The sequence below is a fragment of the Aeromonas sp. V90_14 genome (assembly GCF_029967615.1).
In the GTDB taxonomy this organism is placed as follows: Bacteria; Pseudomonadota; Gammaproteobacteria; order Enterobacterales; family Aeromonadaceae; genus Aeromonas; species Aeromonas hydrophila.
Genome location: NZ_JASCAS010000005.1, coordinates 93,252 through 110,961, shown reverse-complemented (window position 1 = coordinate 110,961; position 17,710 = coordinate 93,252). Strand labels below are relative to the sequence as shown.

The following is a 17,710-nucleotide window of genomic DNA, read 5'->3' as shown; positions in this document are numbered from 1 at the left end:
TCCGGCGTGGTGACCGTCAGGGTCTTGCGGCCCTGTGCCGGCAATCAGGCCGGTTCGGCAGCAGTGGGCTCCAGCTTGCCCATGATGAGGGTCAGCAGGGTTTCTCGCAGCCAGCGGTGGCCCGGATCCTCCTCGTGGCGCTGATGCCAGATCAGCAGGTGGGAGATGCTGTCGAGGGCGATGGGCAGCGGCAGCGGCACCAGCGGATAGACCTGGGTGGCGTGGCGGGCGTAGAGCCGGGAGAGGGTCACTATCATGTCCGAGTGCATACCCATCCGCAGCGCCGCCTCGAAGGAGGGTACGGTCGCCTCGATGCGGCGATAGAGATCCTGCTCCGCCAGTTTGTGATCCAGCATCCAGCGGTCGCGCCCCTCGCAATAGGTCTGCACGTGGGGATAGGCCAGGTAGCGGGTGAGATCCCACTCGGGTTCGTGCAGGGCGGGGTGGTCGTGCTGCACCAGGCAGGTCAGATCGTCGATGGCGAGCAGCCGCTGGCAGATAGCGTTGGGCAGGGTGTCGAGCCGAAAGTCCGAGTTGATGCAGTTCTCCCGCACCGTGAAGGCGATGTCCACCTGGCCCTGACTCATCTCGGTCAGGCTGTTCTCGGTCCACTCCTCGTAGCGCAGCCGGATGCCGGGGGCCTGTCGTTTCAGCTCGCTCAGGTAGAGCGGGGCGAACAGAGTAAAGGCGCTGTCCATGCTGGCGATGACGAACTCCCGCTCGGTGGTGGTCGGGTCAAAATCCGGCGGCTGGATCAGGTTGTCGAGCGACAGCAGGATGGGCTGCAGTTGCTGCTGCAGGCTGAGGGCACGGGCGGTGGGTTCCAGCCCATAGGCCGAGCGCACGAACAGGGGGTCGTCGAAGGTTTCCCGCAGCCGGCCTAGCGCCTTGCTGACGGCAGACTGGCTCAGGTGCAGCCGACGGGCCGCCCGGCTGCCGTTCCGCTCTTCCAGCAATACTTGCAGGATAATCAATAGATTGAGGTCGATGCGCCCCAACTGTTCCAGCAACATGATATGAATCCTCTTCAATTCTTAGATGAATTTATACCATTTGTTTTCATATCTAGGCGAATTTATGCTCGAAACGTCTCTCGCCTTCGATGGCGGCTGGTACAGGATGTAGTGGTTGAGGGGACAAGTAGCATCAAGCAATACGGCGACCCTGGGTCGCCGTATTTTTTTGAGTGATTTATTTGCAAACTTGCGCCTGTCTTGATTTTGCCCAACAATCTTTGCGCCTTCTTTTGATACAAACAATCGGTATCTATCAGTCAGGAGTATCCCTATGGGACTCGGTGGAATTCATATCTGGCATTTGTTGATCCTGCTCGTGGTGGTCGTCGTGGTGTTTGGCAGCAAACGCCTGGCGAGTGCCGGAGAGGATCTGGGCACCGCCATCAAGGATTTTCGTAAAGCCTTGCGTGACGATGAATCACAGCCGAAATAAGTGGGAGTTGAATGATGTCCGTAGAAGAGAAAGTGGAATTGAACGAGACCTGTGACAGCTGCGGCTGCTTCGCCGAAATTGGTACCATCATCGGCGAGGGTGACGATGTGATGGAGCTGGTGATCGAGGCCGCTGCAGAAGCTGACGCTCGCGCCAAGCTGGCCGCCTACGAGGCGCTGGCCAAGCAGGTCACTGCGGAAGCCACAAGCAGCAGCGAACTCAGTCAGGGGGCCAACGGCGTGATCCTGAAAGCCCGCCTGCAATTCACCTGTACCGCCGAAAAACTCATTTTCGAGATGCGTGCCCGCTCTATCTGAGCCTGCTGATGACACGGCAGGCTTGCCTGCCGTGTTGACCCTTCTGCTGTGGGTCCGCGTTCTATAGTTAGTTATCCCACAGACGGTTTTGCCCGACGCGAGTCGGCCAACAGAAGGCGATCTCATCATGGTTCAGCGCTGGCTCTTCGCCATTTTCCCCACCCTTGTTCGCCACCCGTTTGACGGGCTCCCGCTCGCAGCGAAGCAACCGCAGGCGCTTGCATCATGAGGCTGCGCTGGTGCTGGGGTCTGCTCGCTCTGTGTGCGCTGCCGCTGCTGGCGGCGGATCTCAAGCCGCAACGGCTGCCCCAGCCCGGGGATCTCGCCAGCATATTGCAAAAGAAAGAGCTCAGGGCCCTGGTGGTCTATGAGCGGGGCTTCTTCTTTTTCGACAAGGGGGCCCAGCACGGTATCCTGGTCAACCAGCTGCAGGGGTTCGAGCGCTGGCTGAATCAGACCTACCTGGCCAAGGAGAAGATCAAACTCAAGATCATCTACATCCCGGTGCGCCAGGACAAGCTGCTGGACTACCTCACCGAGGGGCGGGGGGATCTGGTGGCCGCCAACATGACGGTGACGCCGACCCGGCGCGAACAGGTGACCTTCTCCAACCCGGTGATCGCCCCCATCGAAGAGTGGGTGGTGAGCCAGCACAGCCTGCCGACCTTCAACCGCATCACCCAGCTCTCCGGCCGGCGGGTCTGGGTGCGGGCCAGCTCCAGCTATTACGAGAGCCTGCGCCAGCTCAACTGGTTGTTTCGCGAGTTGGGGCTGCCGCCCATCTATATCGAGACGGTGCCTGAATATCTGCAGGACGGGGATCTGCTGGAGATGGTGGCGGCCGGCATCATACCGCTCACCGTGACCGACAGCTTCAAGGGGCGGATCTGGCTCGGCATGATCAGCGGGCTGCGGGCCCACAAGCTGATCCCGCTGCGAGACAACGGCCGCAGCGCCTGGGCCCTGCGCAACAACAGTCCGGAACTGCTCAAGGCGGTCAATGACTATCTGGCCGATGCCGGCAAGCGCACCCTTTACAGCGACATGGCTTTGCGCCGTCTGCTGGCGCGCAACGACCAGATGAGCAACATACTGGCGCCGGATCCGCTGGGCAGGCTGTCGACCATCCGCAAGGTGCTGGAGCAGCAGGCCGACAAGTACCGGCTGGACTGGCTGATGCTGGCGGCGCTGGCTTACAAGGAGTCTGGCCTCAATGCCGACATCCGTTCCGAACGGGGGGCGGTGGGGATCATGCAGCTGTTGCCGAGCACCGGCGGTGAGGTGGGCATTCGCGGTGCCCGGCTTGCCAGTCTGGAGGGCAATGTGGAGGCGGCTTGCCGCTATATGCGGCTGATCCTCGACACCTATTTCAATGATCCCAAGCTGGATGTGCTCAACCGCCACCTGTTTGCGCTGGCGGCCTACAATGCCGGTCCGAACCGGGTGCAGGCGCTCAGGGCCAAGGCCGAGGCCGCCGGGCTGGATCCCAATGTCTGGTTCGGCAACGTGGAGCAGCTGGTGGCCAATGAGGTGGGCCAGGGGCCCATCAACTATGTCAGCACCATCTACAAGTACTATGTGGCCTACCGCTTCAGCCTGCCCCAGCTGGAAGGCAAGGCGGCCGCCATCGAGGCGGTAGCCCAGCCCTGACGTCCTGCTAGTGCGGTTGGGCGGGCGGGGCGAAGGGCTGCCAGGCCTGATCCCGATGCTGCAGATACCAGGGGGCCAGCTGGCCGCTTGGCGAGGGATCCGGCTCACTGGCCTGCGGTCTGTGACTGATGGCGGGGCGATCCGTGAGTTCCATGGTAAATTCCTTCATCCTGTTGCTACGAGGCCCTTAGCCAGCGTTATGCCATTTCCTCATGACAGGCGGATGACGCCATGATCCCCGCTGAATTCGCCCTGATAGACCAGCCCGAGCTGGCACTCAAGCTGCGCTGTCAGCTGATCCGCGGTGCCAGAAGTCGGATCCAGGCCCAGTACTACAGCTGGGAGGAGGACAGCAGCGGCAAGTTGTTGCTGGCGGAGTTGCTGCATGCCGCCCGGCGGGGAGTACGGGTGCAGCTGCTCATTGATGACCTCTATGCCGGCGACAACCGTTTCCTGGAGATGGTGGCCCATCAGCCGGGTATCGAGGTGCGCCTGTTCAATCCCTTCTGGTTGCGCGGCTGGCGGCCACTGACCCTGCTGCTGGAAGGGCTGCTCAGCTTTCGCCGCATCAATCACCGCATGCACAACAAGCTACTGCTGGTGGACGGCAGTCAGGCGGTGATCGGCGGTCGCAACATCGGGGACCGTTACTTCGGGCTCGGTGGGGCGCCCCAGTTCGTCGATCTGGATCTCGCCTGCCGGGGCCCACTCTGCCAGCAGGCCGAGCAGGGGTTCGATCAATTCTGGCGCAGCCGCTGGAGCCACCCGATCCGCCGTCTGCTGCGACGCCCGCTGCAGCGGGCCGAGGTGCAGGTGGTGAACGACTTTCTGCTGACGATGAACGAGCCGCAGGTGGCGGCTGTCTACGACCTGCCTGCCAGCCTGTTCGATCCAGAACCCGTCCCCCTGCGCTGGCATGCCGGAGAGGCAGAAGTGTGGTTTGATCGACCCGGCAAGGGGCTGGTGTCTCGACCCACCACCGCACGCCTGCTCTGGCGCAAGCTGGCCGACAACCAAGGCAAGCTGAGTCTGGTCACCCCTTATCTCATCCTGACCCGGGGGCTGCGCCGTCGGCTCAGACAGCAGCGGCAGGCGGGGGTGAACATTGATATCCTGACCAACTCCCTGGCCAGCACGGATGTGCCGCTGGTGTACGGCGCCTATCGCCGTCACCGCCCCTGGCTGATACGGCAGGGTATCGCGCTGTCGGAACTGGAGGGGGAGTCGCTCAGTCTGCACGCCAAGCTGATCCTGGTGGGGGAGGAGGAGGCGCTGCTCGGCAGCTTCAATCTGGATCCGCGCTCCCTGCTGCTCAACACCGAGCTGGTGCTGCATCTGGCCTGCCCCGTGTTGTGCGCCGAGTTGCAGCAGTGGCTGGCGACCTGGCAGCAACGCTCTTCCCACTCGGTGGCGGCCCCGCCCTCCACCCTGCGCCGCCTGCTGGCCAGGGTCAGTGACTGGTTGCCGCTGCAGCGCTGGTTGTGAGCGGGCCGAGCGTGTGCGAGATCTCGCAAAGCCTTGTGCGCCTTCGAGGATAACGTTTGCCATCCTATGGCGATGAACTGGTTTATCGTATTGTTTTTAATCGGATTGTTTTCTGACTGAAGTTCCATGAAGGGTTGCGGCTTGCATACATGGGCGTATAAAACGGTTTTTTATTTTATTTATCTGCGTAATATTTCAACTGCAAGGACAACACGGTGGCTTGCCGCCGTGCGGAAGAGGGTCGTGAAGGGAACTGGCCGACTGGATTGCTCCAGCAGGCACCTGCTTCAGATGGGTAGCGGAAACTCAGGAAGCAGCAGCAGAACCCGACGGGACCGGATTCCAATATGGAACATGCTATTTGCGAGGGGGTGACATGCGAGTGTCACCCCATTTTTTATGGCTCGCTGGTTGAGTCGTGCCCATAAATAGACCGCCGATTGGCGGTCTTTTTCTTTGTTCAGCCCGACGTTCCAGGGTCAGGCGATGCCTGCCAGCAGTCGGCTCCAGTTGCGTTTGGCGGCGATGAAGGCATCGTGCAGGTTGCGATACTCCAGCTGCAGCTTCAGTTGGTCGTAGCGGGCCAGCGCCTTGCGCTTGCGCTGCTCCAGCAGGCGTTTGCGGCTGGCGTAGTAGTGCTGCAACTGCTGGTTCAGCTTGTCGTACTCCTCCTGCAGCAGGGCCTGCCACAGTTCCCTGTCATCCTGCTTGCGCAACTTGGCCTGGGCCCGTTTCAGCTGCATCTCCAGCCTGGCCTGTTCGATCCGCTCTTCCGGACAGGCGCGCAGATCCCGGGTCAGCCCGCACCAGGAGGCGCTGCGGATCAGCCACTTGGTGGGATCGAACTGCCACCAGTGGATGCCGTTGCGATAATCGTTCTCGAACAGGTGGTGGAAGTTGTGGTAACCCTCGCCGAAGGTGAAGAAGGCCAGGATGCCGTTGTCCCGTGCGCTGTTGCGGTCGGTGAAGGGCTGGCTGCCCCAGATGTGGGCCAGCGAGTTGATGAAGAAGGTGGTGTGATGAGTCATCACCATGCGCAGCACCCCGGCCAGCAGCAACATGCCGAGCAGATCGCCGTGGACGAGCCCCAGCAGCAGCGGGATGCCGATGTTGGTGGCCAGGGTCAGCGCCAGATAGTGCTTGTGCTGAAAAACGACGATGGGGTTGTTCTGCAGATCCCGCACATTGCTGTAGTCGTGATAGGTGTCACCCTGATATTCGCGCAGCATCCAGCCGATGTGGGAGTACCAGAAACCGCGTCCCGCACTGTAGGGATCCTGCTGATTGTCATCCACGTGGCGATGGTGGCGGCGATGGTCGGAAGACCAGTGCAGGGCCGAGTTTTGCAGGGCGAGGGCGCCGCCGATGGCGAAGATCCACTGCAGGATCGGGTGTGCCTTGTAGGCCTTGTGGGACCAGAGCCGGTGGTAGCCGGCGGTGATGGAGATGCCGCAATAGCAGAACAGCAGCAGGAAGCTGCCCCACTGCCAGAGGTCATAGCCATGGGTCATGCCGTACCAGGGCACGGCGATCAGTGCAGTCAGCCCGGAGAGGGCAAACAGCAGGGTGTTGGTCATGATGATCGGGGGGCGTTCCATCTCACTCGGTTCCTTTCAGCGAACAGCTGTGCGCCATTCTCCATGCAGCCAGAATTCGGGTCAATGGTAAAAAAGTAGGAGACAAACCTGATCCTGGCGCAGCCTTCGGGTTATCATTTGGCCTCGATAACCTGAAGGTGACTGTTTTCGTGGGTATTCGCGCGCAACAAAAAGAAAAAACCCGGCGTACTCTGATCGAGGCGGCGTTCAGCCAACTGTGCGCCAACCGCAGTTTTTCCAACCTCAGCCTGCGGGAAGTGGCGCGGGAGGCCGGCATCGCGCCCACCTCCTTCTATCGTCACTTTCGCGACATGGAGGAGCTGGGATTAACCCTGGTGGATGAAGGCGGCCTGACCCTGCGCCAGCTGATGCGCCAGGCGCGCCAGCGCATCGCCGGGGGCGGCAGCGTCATCAGCACCTCGGTGCAGACCTTCATGGAGTTCGTCGAGAACAACCCGAACATCTTCCGGCTGCTGCTGCGCGAGCGCTCCGGCACCTCGGCGGCATTTCGGCAGGCGGTGGCGCGGGAGATCCAGCACTTCATCGCCGAGCTGACCGATTACCTCGAGGCCACCACGGGGGCGCCGCGGGAAGAGGCCTACATCCAGGCCGAAGCCATGGTGACCATCGTCTTCAGCGCCGGTGCCGATGCCCTCGACATGACCAGCGAGGAGTGCCGGGCCTTGTCCGATCGCACCATCCGCCAGCTGCGCATGATCGCCATGGGTGCCGAGGTCCAGAACCAGAAGCGCCGTGAACCTCTCTCTTAAGTCAAAGGATGGACAGCTCCATGCATGATCAGAACCCGATCCCGAAGAAACCCCTGCTGCTGGCCCTGCTCATCGGCATCTGTGGTGATGCCTCTCTGACGGTCTTGTCGGAGTCGGCCGTGCCCTTCTCCTTCTTCCCGATGATCGCCCTGGTGCTGGCTGCCTATCAGCTCTACCAGCACTATCGTCATGTCTCGCTGGAGGGCAACACACCCGTTTGCATGCTGCTCTGCTTCTTCATCGGTGTGTTCGGCCACTCGGCGCTGGTCAAGGTGCAGTACCCCGAGCTTGGCAGCAACTTCTTCTCGCTGATCATGATGTTGCTGCTGCTGGCCGTGCTCTCCATCAAGCTCGGCATCAGCGTGGGGAAAAAAGAGAAGGAGTGACCAGCACTCCTTCCAGAACCACCATGACAGAGCCGGGATCACCCGGCTTTGTTGTCTGTGCCGCGCTGTTTGGCATCGACGATGGCCTGCAGCCTGGCGCGGATCTCCACCATGCCGAACACCCCGAACACCAGCACCTGGGTGAACTCGAGCCGGCTCACCGCGAAGTAGGGTTTGCAGGCCGCCTTGACCATGCTGGCCTGCACCCAGTGCATCAGGGCCACGATCACGCCGCACACCGGCAGAAAGCCGTTGAGCTTGCCCGGCAGCGGGGCGATCAGGCTGACCAGCACGCCGAACCAGAAGAACAGGATGAGGCCCATCGCCAACAGATTAAACACCCGCTTCATCGTTTACCTCCCGCAGATAGAGTTGATAGCAGACTTGGATTTGATCGGCCTGCTTGTCCTTGAGCCGTTGTCCAAATTGACGGGGAGGGGCACCGCGCCCATCTCCCCCCTTTAAACTGCAGCGTCATGCTTGGTGTCTCGCAGATAGAGCTGATAGCAGACCTGGCCTGCCTGTTTGTCCTTGAGTAGTTGCCAGCTGGCCGGCAGCGGCAGATCGGCCATCTCCTTCTCCCGCTCCAGATAGATGAGGGCATCTGGGGCCAGCCAGCCGCGTTGCTCCAGCAGCTCGCAGACCTGCGGCAGCAGTTCGCGGCGAAAGGGGGGATCCAGAAACACCAGATCGAACGGCGTGGCCGGCCCCTGCAGCCAGCTGACGGCATCGGACTGGATCACCTGACCCTGGCTGCTGCCGAGGGTGGTCAGGTTCTTCTTGATCTGGTCGGCGGCCCCCTTGTCCATCTCGATCAGGGTGACCTGCTCGGCATAGCGCGACAGCGCCTCCAGCCCCAGGCCGCCGCTGCCGGCAAACAGATCCAGACAGCGGGTGCCACGGACATGCGGAGCCAGCCAGTTGAAGATGGTCTCCTTGACGCGATCCGTGGTGGGTCTGAGTCCTTCCACATCCCTGACCGGCAGTTTGCGGCCTCGCCACTGACCGCTGATGATTCTTACAAAGCCCGATTTCCCCTGCGGGGCTGGGCTCTTGCTCGGGCCGTTACGGCTGGATTTCACTCTGGGCATCGCGTTTCGTCGTCAGAAAATAAAGTGGTAGTATAAGGCGGTTCATTTTTATGCCGACCCGCCGAGGGACGGCTATCTTAGCAGTCAGCCTTTGATGTGAGTATTTTTAGATGGCAAAAGGTTTGTTTTCCTGGCTGGGTTTCGGCCGCAAGAAAGAAGAGGCTGAGGCTGTCCAACCACAGACACCGCAAGCCACCCCGATTACCGCTGAGCCCGAGGTCGCTGCTGCCCCCGCTCCCGTTTCCGATCCTACGCCAGCCGTGGCGGCTGAAGTGCCCGCCAGCGCACAGAATTCCGTTTTGCACGATGATTGCTGCCCACCTGCCGAGCTGGACGACCATGGTCCGCTGGTGGTGGAGGAGTGTGCCTCCGATCTGGAGCCGGTGATCGTCAATGAAGCCCTGCTGGCCGAAGAGGAGCGTGCCGCTGCCGAAGCGCAGGCTCAAGAGGCTGCCCGTGTTGCTGCCGAGCTCAAGGCAGCCGAAGAAGCTCGTCTTGCTGCTGAGGCCCGTGCCGCAGAAGAGGCTCGTATTGCCGCCGAAGCCCGCGCTGCAGAAGAGGCCCGCATTGCTGCCGAAGCCCGCGCTGTGGAAGAAGCTCGCATTGCCGCCGAAGCCCGTGTCGCAGAAGAGGCCCGTATTGCTGCCGAGGCCCGCGCTGCAGAAGAGGCCCGCATTGCTGCCGAAGCTCAGGCTGCAGAGGAGGCCCGTATTGCTGCCGAGGCCCGTGCCGCAGAAGAAGCTCGTATTGCTGCTGAAGATCAGGCTGCAGAGGAGGCCCGTATTGCTGCCGAAGTCCGCGCCGCAGAAGAGGCGCGTATTGCCGCCGAAGCCCGTGCCGCAGAAGAGGCCCGTATTGCTGCCGAAGTTCGTGCCGTAGAAGAGGCCCGTATTGCTGCCGAAGCGCAGGCTGCCGAGGAAGCCCGTCTCGCCAAAGAGGCCCAGCGAGCGGAAGATCTGCGCCTGGTCGCCGAGATGGAGGCTGAGGCCGCTGCCCTGGCCGCCCTGCCGCTGGCCGCCAAGGTGGACGACGACACCCAGGAGAAGCCGCAACGGGAGGGCTTCTTCGCCCGCCTCAAGCGCAGTCTGGTGCGCACCCGGGAGAATATCGGCTCCGGTTTCTTCGGCCTGTTCCGTGGCAAGAAGATCGATGACGAGCTGTTCGAGGAGCTGGAGACCCAGCTGTTGACCGCCGATCTCGGTGTCGATACCACCAGCCGCATCATCGAAGGGCTGGTGCAGCACGCGGATCGCAAGCAGCTCAAGGATGCCGAGGCGCTCTACGGCCTGCTCAAGCAGGACATGGGCGAGATGCTGGCCAAGGTAGAGCAGCCACTGGTGATCGACACCAGCAAGAAGCCCTACGTGATCCTGATGGTGGGCGTGAACGGCGTCGGCAAGACCACCACCATCGGCAAGCTGGCCAAGCAGTTCCAGGCCGAAGGCAAGAGCGTGATGCTGGCCGCCGGCGATACCTTCCGTGCTGCCGCCGTCGAGCAGCTGCAGGTGTGGGGCCAGCGCAACAACATTCCGGTGATTGCCCAGCATACCGGGGCGGATTCTGCCTCCGTCATCTATGACGCCATCGAGGCTGCCCGCTCCCGCGGCGCTGACGTATTGATCGCCGACACCGCCGGTCGCCTGCAGAACAAGAGCAACCTGATGGAAGAGCTCAAGAAGGTGGTGCGGGTGATGAAGAAGCTGGACGATGCGGCGCCCCACGAGATCATGCTGACTCTGGATGCCGGTACCGGCCAGAACGCCCTGAGTCAGGCCAAGCTGTTCAGCGAGGCGGTGGGCCTGACCGGTATCACCCTCACCAAGCTGGATGGTACTGCCAAGGGCGGCGTCATCTTCGCGGTAGCCGACAAGTTCCAGATCCCGATCCGCTATATCGGGGTGGGCGAGGGGATCGACGATCTGCGTCCGTTCGTCGCCAACGACTTCATCGAGGCGCTTTTCAGTCGCGAGGAGTGATCTCCTTCGCGATGAGCAAGCTCGGGCGCCGCGAGTCGTGCGCCCCCAGCCCCGACCCTGGTCGGGGTTGGTCACTGTCAGGGAACCGTTATGATTCGTTTTGACAAGGTCAGCAAGGTATACAGCGGTGGCCATCAGGCTCTGCAGAAGGTCAGCTTTCACCTGCGCAAGGGGGAGATGGCCTTCCTGACCGGACACTCGGGGGCGGGCAAGAGTACCCTCCTCAAACTGATCAGCGTGATGGAGCGACCGACCGATGGTCGCGTTTTCTTTCATGGCGACGACGTCAGCCATATCAAGCGGGGGGAGATCCCCTACGTGCGCCGCCAGATCGGCATGATCTTCCAGGATCACCGGCTGCTGATGGACCGCACCGTGTTCGACAATGTGGCGTTGCCGCTGGTGATCGACGGTTACAGCCATGCAGACATCAACAAACGGGTGGCGGCGGCGCTCGACAAGGTCGGGCTGCTCGGCAAGGAACGCTACCAGCCGCGCATGCTCTCCGGCGGTGAACAGCAGCGGGTCGGCATCGCCCGCGCCATCGTCAATAAGCCGCCGCTGCTGCTGGCGGATGAGCCGACCGGCAACCTGGATCCCCAGCTCTCCATGGACATCATGCGACTGTTCGAGGAGTTCAACCGCTTCGGCGTCTCCGTGCTGATTGCCACCCACGATCTGGGGCTGATCGCCCGCATGCGTTATCGCACCCTGACCCTCAAGGCGGGTCGCATGTATTCGGCAGGGGAGGAGCTCTGATGGCTATCGTTCGTCATAAACAGCCACCGCTACGGCGCTTCATGATGTACTGGGTCGACCACGCCCGGCAGGCTTTTTCCAGCCTGGGGGAGCTGTGGCGCAACCCGCTCGCCTCGCTGATGACGCTGGCGGTGCTGGGGGTCAGCTTGGCGTTGCCCTCCTGTTTCCACGTACTGCTGAAAAACGCCGAGGTGGTGGAGGGCAGCTGGCAGACTAGCTCCCAGATCTCCCTCTATCTGCGCAAGGATCTGCCCGAGCAGAACATCCTCGCCATGAAGCAGCGGATCCTGCTCTACCCGGAGGTGGAGTCGGTCACCTACATGAGCCGGGATGAGGCGCTCAAGGAGTTTCGCGAGATCTCCGGGTTTGGCGATGCGCTCGACTACCTCGACAGCAACCCGCTGCCGCCGGTGCTGAGCGTGATCCCGGATCCACGCTGGCAGAATCCGGAAGGGGCGGCCGAGCTGCTCAACAAGCTCAACAACGAAGACGGGGTGGAACAGGGCAAGCTGGATCTGCAGTGGCTGACCCGGCTGCAGGGGATCATGAACCTGCTGCGTCACACCATCACCGGCATCGCGGTGCTGCTGCTCTCCGCCGTGCTGCTGATCGTCGGCAACACGCTCAGGCTGAATATTCTCAACCAGCGCTCCGAGATCGAGGTGCTCAAGCTGGTGGGGGCGACCGATGCCTTCATCCATCGGCCCTTCCTTTATACCGGTATCTGGTTCGGGGTCATCGGCGGCATGCTGGCCTGGTGGTTGACCGAGGTTATGGTGATCTGGAGCGAGGGGGTGGTGAAGGAGCTGGCCGGCCTCTACAACAGCAACTTCCGGCTGGTGGGGATGGGGGCGGTGGACGGGATCAACCTGATCCTGCTGGGCGCCTTGCTGGGGCTGATCGCCTCCTGGTTTTCGGTCCATCGTCACATTCGCGACATCGAGCCGTCCTGATTAATTTATCAGCGTTTTAAAGCGCTGGATTTTGCGACATGGATCAAGTAAAAGAGTGGCCGTTTCTGGCACGGCCGCCGTTCTGGGAGTAATCTGGACATTGCCGATCTTCGGGATCTTCTCTGGATCCTGTGAACCTTCTGATTTATAAGCAGTCTACAAATGCTGAAGAATTTATACGGGTGTGGCCCCTATGCCTTGCTCGTCTGACTTGGCAAGCATGTGAAGGTTGCGAGCTCCGCAACAATGGACTTAGCATGCTACTTTTCGGGGGTCCTTTATTGTGACCCCCTTTTTTTGACTGTTCATTCATGATTCATCCTGCCGGCCTAAGATAACCCCGGTTCAAACATGTTCAGCATGTTTGATGCAGGCCGCAGAATGGCGTCCGGTCAGTAGACAGGCCCTCTCAGGGTGTTAGACTGATTCGATTGAAAAGTAAGAGGTAGAACATGGGAACTTCATTGCAGCGCACTATGGCTCTGATTCCGCAAGGTAGTCTGGAAGGCTATATCCAGGCAGTAAACTCGATTCCGGTGCTGAGCGCAGAGGAAGAGCGTGAACTGGCTGAGCGTTTGCAGCAGGGTGGCGATCTCGAGGCTGCCCGTCAGCTCGTTATGTCGCACCTGCGCTTTGTCGTTCATGTCGCCAAGAGTTATGCCGGCTACGGTCTGCCCCAGGCCGACCTGGTGCAGGAAGGCAACATCGGCCTGATGAAGGCGGTCAAGCGCTTCGACCCGAGTGTCGGCGTGCGCCTGGTCTCCTTTGCCGTGCACTGGATCAAGGCTGAAATTCACGAATACGTTCTGCGCAACTGGCGCATGGTCAAGGTGGCGACCACCAAGGCCCAGCGCAAGCTGTTCTTCAATCTGCGTAAATCCAAGAAACGTCTGGGCTGGCTGAACCACGAAGAGGTGCAGGCCGTGGCTGCCGACCTCGGCGTCTCCGCCGCCGACGTCACCGAGATGGAAGCGCGCATGAGCAACTACGATCAGGCGTTCGATCTGGTCGGTGATGACGAAGAAGAGGGTGGTTTCGCGCCGGTCCACTATCTGGAGGACAAATCCTCCGATCTGGCCGCCACCATCGAGAACGACAACTGGGATGATCACGCGACCCGTCGCCTGAGCTCGGCCCTGGCTACCCTGGACGAGCGCAGCCAGCACATCATCCGTGCCCGCTGGCTTGACGATGACAGCAAGACTACCCTGCAGGAGCTGGCCGATACCTACGGCGTCTCCGCCGAGCGAGTTCGTCAACTTGAGAAAAACGCCCTCAAGAAGCTGAAGGATGCGATGGAAGCATAAGCCTGTGCGCCGAGCGGGTTCGTCAACTCAAGAAGAACGCACTCAAGAAGCTGAAGGATGCCATGGAAGCCTGATGCTTCCTCCCATAAAAACAGGGCCTGATGGCCCTGTTTTTGTTTGGCGGGGATCTGGTCGGCCTTGCCTTGGTTACCCTTGTGTATGGTATGTTGCCGCCACTGCCACAGTAGGGAGAGCAGATAGTGAAACTCTTGAACGACTTGTTTACCAACAACCGCGAGTGGGCGGAACGGATCAAGGCCGAGGATCCCGAATTCTTTGCTACCCTCTCCGCCCAGCAGGCCCCCGAATACCTCTGGATCGGCTGCTCCGACAGCCGGGTACCCGCCAACCAGCTGATGGGGCTGCTGCCGGGGGACGTGTTCGTCCACCGCAACGTCGCCAACCTGGTGGTACACACCGACTTCAACTGCCTCTCGGTGCTGCAATACGCGGTCGAGGTGCTCAAGGTGAAGCACATCATCGTCTGCGGCCACTATGGCTGCGGCGGCGTCAAGGCGGCGATGCAGAACCAGGAGCTGGGGCTCATCGACAACTGGCTGCGCAACATCAAGGATGTCTACTTCAAGTATCGCGAGCAGCTGGATGCCATCGAGGATGAGCACGAGCGCTTCGACTACCTGTGCGAGCTGAACGTGGCCGAGCAGGTGGCCAACGTCTGTCACACCACCATCATCCAGAACGCCTGGCGCAAGGGGCAGGAGCTGGCGGTACACGGCTGGATCTACGGCATCAAGGACGGTCTGCTGCACGATCTCGATCTCTGCATCAGCGGGCCCGAGCAGATCCCGGACGTCTATCGCGCCTGGCCGGACATGCGTCCGCCCCACCGCCGTCGCTGAGGAGCATCCCGTTGGCACCGGCCCTCTATCTGCAGATCAAGCAGCACATCTTGGACGGGATCCGTGAACGCCACTATCAGGCGGGCGACCGGATCCCGACCGAGGCAGCCCTGTGCGAGCAGTTCGCCGTGAGCCGGATGACGGTCAACAAGGCGCTGCGCGAGCTGGTGGCCGAGGGCTGGCTGGTGCGCACCGCCGGCTCCGGCAGCTTCGTGGCGGACAGGCGCACCGAATCGCCGCTGCTGGCCATTCGCAATATCGCCGACGAGATCGCCGAGCGGGGCAGCGAGTACAGCGGCCGGGTGATCCGGCTGCAGCGTCAGGCCGCCGACGAGAAGGTGGCGGTGCAGCTGGGCCTGCGGGTCGGCGCCCCCATCTTCCACAGTCTCATCGTCCATCAGGCCGATGGTGAGCCGCTGCAACTGGAAGAGCGCTTTGTCGATGCCGAGCGGCTGCCGGCGTATGGCGAGCAGGATTTTGCCAGCCAGACCCCCAACCGTTATCTGATGGAGGTCTGCCCCCTCTCCGAGATGGAGCACGTGGTGGAGGCGGTGCTGCCAAGTGCCGGCGAGGCCGGCTTGTTACAGGTGCGGGTCGACACCCCCTGCCTGCTGCTGCATCGGCGTACCTGGTCCGATGGTTATCTGGTCTCCTATGCCCGTTTGCTCTCGCCTGGCTCCCGCTACAAGTTGAGCTCCAAGACCAGCCTCAGTTGATTGTATATACATATTATTTTTGACAAAGCCCGCCTCTGGCGGGCTTTTTTGTGTTTAAGCTCTAATGAACACGCTGTTATCAAGATGTGAACTTGATCCTTTCTTTCCCGTCAGAGATCGGATATAAGTTAATGTATATACATTTAGAGGTCGGTATGAACAAGGAACTGTTGAACTGCGAGCGGGTCTGGCTCAACGTGACACCCGCCACCCTGCGCTCCGATCTGGCCGACTACGGTCTGCTGGAGCCCCATGCCCTCGGCGTTCACGAGGGGCGGATCCACGCCCTGGTGCCGATGCAGGATCTCAAGGGCCCCTATCCCGCCCATTGGCAGGACATGAAGGGCAAGCTGGTCACCCCCGGCCTCATCGATTGCCACACCCACCTCATCTTCGCCGGCAGCCGCGCCGAAGAGTTCGAACTGCGCCAGAAGGGGGTGCCCTATGCGGAGATCGCCCGCAAGGGCGGCGGCATCATCAGCACGGTGCGCGCCACCCGCGCCGCCAGTGAGGATCAGCTGTTTGAGCTGGCGCTGCCGAGGGTGAAATCTCTGATCCGGGAAGGGGTCACCACGGTGGAGATCAAGTCCGGCTACGGCCTCACTCTGGAAGACGAACTCAAGATGCTGCGGGTCGCCCGCCGACTGGGGGAGGCGCTGCCGATCCGGGTCAAGACCACCCTGCTGGCGGCCCATGCGGTGCCGCCGGAGTATCGCGACGATCCCGACTCCTGGGTCGAGACCATCTGCCAGGAGATCATCCCGGCCGCCGCCGAGGCGGGCCTGGCCGATGCGGTGGACGTCTTCTGTGAACACATCGGCTTCTCGCTCGCTCAGACCGAGCAGGTCTATCTGGCGGCGGATCAATACGGTCTGGCGGTGAAAGGGCACATGGATCAGCTCTCCAACCTGGGCGGCAGCACGCTGGCTGCCAACTTCGGCGCCCTCTCGGTGGATCACCTGGAGTACCTGGATCCGGAGGGGATCCAGGCGCTGGCCCATCGCGGCGTGGCCGCTACCCTGCTGCCCACCGCCTTCTACTTCCTCAAGGAGACCAAGCTGCCGCCGGTCGCCGCGCTGCGCAAGGCGGGGGTGCCGATGGCGGTCTCCTCCGACATCAACCCCGGCACGGCCCCCATCGTCTCGTTGCGGATGGCCATGAACATGGCTTGCACCCTGTTCGGCCTGACCCCGGTAGAGGCCATGGCCGGGGTGACCCGCCACGCCGCCCGCGCGCTTGGCGAGCAGGAGCAGCTGGGGCAGCTCAGGGTCGGCATGCTGGCGGACTTTCTGGTCTGGAACTGCGGCCATCCGGCCGAGCTCAGCTACCTCATCGGCGTCGATCAGCTGGTGAGCCGGGTAGTCAACGGCGAGGAGACGCTCCATGGATAAGTTCAACCCGGTCGACATGTCGGTCTGGCAGGGGCGCCAGGATCCGGAAGATGGCGAGCTGGCCCTGCGCTGGCACGACAAGGTACAACCCTGGCCACAAGCAGGCAGCGCCGCCCCGGGCGTTGCCCTGGTGGGCTTTGCCTGTGACGAGGGGGTGCGCCGCAACAAGGGGCGGGTAGGGGCCGCCGGTGCGCCGCTGGCGGTGCGCAAGCTGCTCGCCAACACTGCCTGGCATCTGGGCCAGCCCGTCTATGACTGCGGTGACGTGCACTGCGAGGATGGCGATCTCGATGCTGCCCACGGCCGCCTGGCCGAACGGGTGGCTAGCCTGCTGGATGAGGGGCACTTCCCGCTGGTGCTGGGGGGCGGTCACGAGGTGGCCTTCGGCAGCTGGAGCGGCCTCAACCGTCACCTTCTGCAACAGAACGCTGGCCGTGGCCGGGTCGGCATCATCAACTTCGACGCCCACTTCGACCTGCGCATGAAGCTGGAGCAGGCGAGTTCCGGCACCCCCTTCTTCCAGATTGCCGAGCAGTGCGCCGTCCAGGGCTCGCCCTTTACCTACGCCTGCCTCGGGGTGGCCGAGACCGCCAATACCCGGGCGCTGTTCGCCCGCGCCGAGGCGCTGGGGGTGTGGCACGTACTGGACGAGGCGATGACGCCGGCCGAGCTGCCGGTCTTGCTCAGCGGGCTGGATGCCTTTATCGCCCGCTGCGATCATCTCTATCTGACCATCGATCTCGACGTGCTGCCGGCGGCCGTGATGCCGGGAGTGAGTGCCCCCGCGGCCCGCGGCGTGGAGCTGGCAGTCATCGAACCCCTGATCGCCCATATCCGGGCCAGCGGCAAGCTCAGGCTCGCCGATCTGGCCGAGTACAACCCGAGTCTGGATCAGGACAACCGCAGTGCCCGCGTGGCCGCCCGGCTGGTCCATCAGTTAACCAAGTAGCGGCCTGCCACCGGCCGGCCGCCACCCTGCTGCATCGATAAACAAGGAGTGTA

The 17,710-nt window shown here is 62.0% G+C and carries 19 protein-coding genes; 14 read left to right on the top strand and 5 right to left on the bottom strand.

Translation table 11 applies throughout. The features are described 5' to 3' along the window. Positions 1 to 44 precede the first annotated feature (44 nt). Positions 45 to 1,013, bottom strand: a complete 969-nt coding sequence (locus QLG02_RS06155; RefSeq protein WP_017408788.1) for a LysR substrate-binding domain-containing protein — start codon at positions 1,011 to 1,013, stop codon at positions 45 to 47. Between the two features lie 274 nt (positions 1,014 to 1,287). Between QLG02_RS06155 and tatA the strand changes: the two genes are divergently transcribed. The 3 genes from tatA (at position 1,288) to QLG02_RS06140 (ending at position 3,416) form a co-directional block, all read left to right on the top strand. Then, on the top strand, positions 1,288 to 1,449 hold the full coding sequence (gene tatA / locus QLG02_RS06150; protein ID WP_041217014.1) for a twin-arginine translocase TatA/TatE family subunit: 162 nt from the start codon (positions 1,288 to 1,290) through the stop codon (positions 1,447 to 1,449). A gap of 14 nt (positions 1,450 to 1,463) precedes the next feature. After that, positions 1,464 to 1,766 carry a YfcZ/YiiS family protein gene (locus QLG02_RS06145; protein WP_011704341.1) on the top strand — a complete coding sequence of 101 codons (303 nt, stop codon included), beginning with the start codon at positions 1,464 to 1,466 and terminating at the stop codon, positions 1,764 to 1,766. Between the two features lie 225 nt (positions 1,767 to 1,991). After that, entirely contained in the window at positions 1,992 to 3,416 is a 1,425-nt protein-coding gene (locus tag QLG02_RS06140) for a lytic transglycosylase F (RefSeq protein WP_282464780.1), read from the top strand. Between the two features lie 7 nt (positions 3,417 to 3,423). Here the strand turns inward: QLG02_RS06140 and QLG02_RS06135 are convergent, their stop codons facing one another. Next, the gene (locus tag QLG02_RS06135; protein ID WP_162847499.1) at positions 3,424 to 3,570 is read right to left on the bottom strand and encodes a hypothetical protein; all 147 of its coding nucleotides are present in this window, start codon (positions 3,568 to 3,570) and stop codon (positions 3,424 to 3,426) included. A gap of 77 nt (positions 3,571 to 3,647) precedes the next feature. Between QLG02_RS06135 and QLG02_RS06130 the strand changes: the two genes are divergently transcribed. Then, entirely contained in the window at positions 3,648 to 4,901 is a 1,254-nt protein-coding gene (locus QLG02_RS06130; protein ID WP_282464779.1) for a phospholipase D family protein, read from the top strand. A 479-nt stretch (positions 4,902 to 5,380) separates the two neighbouring features. Here the strand turns inward: QLG02_RS06130 and QLG02_RS06125 are convergent, their stop codons facing one another. Then, positions 5,381 to 6,499, bottom strand: a complete 1,119-nt coding sequence (locus tag QLG02_RS06125) for a fatty acid desaturase (RefSeq protein WP_016349135.1) — start codon at positions 6,497 to 6,499, stop codon at positions 5,381 to 5,383. Between the two features lie 149 nt (positions 6,500 to 6,648). Between QLG02_RS06125 and fabR the strand changes: the two genes are divergently transcribed. After that, positions 6,649 to 7,269, top strand: a complete 621-nt coding sequence (gene fabR, locus QLG02_RS06120) for an HTH-type transcriptional repressor FabR (protein ID WP_005308043.1) — start codon at positions 6,649 to 6,651, stop codon at positions 7,267 to 7,269. A gap of 20 nt (positions 7,270 to 7,289) precedes the next feature. Continuing rightward, positions 7,290 to 7,655 (top strand): YijD family membrane protein, encoded by a 366-nt coding sequence (locus QLG02_RS06115; protein WP_118882083.1) that lies wholly within the window; start codon positions 7,290 to 7,292, stop codon positions 7,653 to 7,655. A 38-nt stretch (positions 7,656 to 7,693) separates the two neighbouring features. On the opposite strand, the gene QLG02_RS06110 is transcribed toward QLG02_RS06115, so the two are convergent. Then, the gene (locus tag QLG02_RS06110; RefSeq protein ID WP_016349137.1) at positions 7,694 to 8,005 is read right to left on the bottom strand and encodes a DUF1145 domain-containing protein; all 312 of its coding nucleotides are present in this window, start codon (positions 8,003 to 8,005) and stop codon (positions 7,694 to 7,696) included. A gap of 111 nt (positions 8,006 to 8,116) precedes the next feature. After that, a complete protein-coding gene (gene rsmD / locus QLG02_RS06105; RefSeq protein ID WP_011704347.1) occupies positions 8,117 to 8,746 on the bottom strand; it encodes a 16S rRNA (guanine(966)-N(2))-methyltransferase RsmD in 630 nt (209 codons plus the stop codon). Positions 8,747 to 8,856: 110 nt separating this feature from the next. Here rsmD and ftsY point away from each other — a divergent pair, with 110 nt between their 5' ends. From ftsY to hutG, 8 genes are all read left to right on the top strand, one after another. Beyond that, on the top strand, positions 8,857 to 10,722 hold the full coding sequence (ftsY, locus tag QLG02_RS06100) for a signal recognition particle-docking protein FtsY (RefSeq protein ID WP_282464778.1): 1,866 nt from the start codon (positions 8,857 to 8,859) through the stop codon (positions 10,720 to 10,722). 90 nt (positions 10,723 to 10,812) lie between these two features. After that, the gene (gene ftsE / locus QLG02_RS06095) at positions 10,813 to 11,481 is read left to right on the top strand and encodes a cell division ATP-binding protein FtsE (RefSeq protein WP_011704349.1); all 669 of its coding nucleotides are present in this window, start codon (positions 10,813 to 10,815) and stop codon (positions 11,479 to 11,481) included. After that, positions 11,481 to 12,434, top strand: a complete 954-nt coding sequence (gene ftsX / locus QLG02_RS06090) for a permease-like cell division protein FtsX (protein WP_226032758.1) — start codon at positions 11,481 to 11,483, stop codon at positions 12,432 to 12,434. Before ftsE ends, ftsX begins: the two co-directional genes overlap by 1 nt. A 452-nt stretch (positions 12,435 to 12,886) precedes the next feature. After that, a complete protein-coding gene (gene rpoH, locus QLG02_RS06085; protein ID WP_016349143.1) occupies positions 12,887 to 13,741 on the top strand; it encodes an RNA polymerase sigma factor RpoH in 855 nt (284 codons plus the stop codon). A gap of 200 nt (positions 13,742 to 13,941) precedes the next feature. After that, entirely contained in the window at positions 13,942 to 14,601 is a 660-nt protein-coding gene (gene can, locus QLG02_RS06080; protein WP_005308055.1) for a carbonate dehydratase, read from the top strand. A gap of 11 nt (positions 14,602 to 14,612) precedes the next feature. Further along, positions 14,613 to 15,317 (top strand): histidine utilization repressor, encoded by a 705-nt coding sequence (hutC, locus tag QLG02_RS06075; protein ID WP_017408794.1) that lies wholly within the window; start codon positions 14,613 to 14,615, stop codon positions 15,315 to 15,317. Between the two features lie 155 nt (positions 15,318 to 15,472). Continuing rightward, entirely contained in the window at positions 15,473 to 16,708 is a 1,236-nt protein-coding gene (gene hutI / locus QLG02_RS06070; RefSeq protein WP_282464777.1) for an imidazolonepropionase, read from the top strand. Beyond that, positions 16,701 to 17,657 carry a formimidoylglutamase gene (gene hutG / locus QLG02_RS06065; RefSeq protein ID WP_282464776.1) on the top strand — a complete coding sequence of 319 codons (957 nt, stop codon included), beginning with the start codon at positions 16,701 to 16,703 and terminating at the stop codon, positions 17,655 to 17,657. Before hutI ends, hutG begins: the two co-directional genes overlap by 8 nt. Positions 17,658 to 17,710 lie beyond the last annotated feature (53 nt).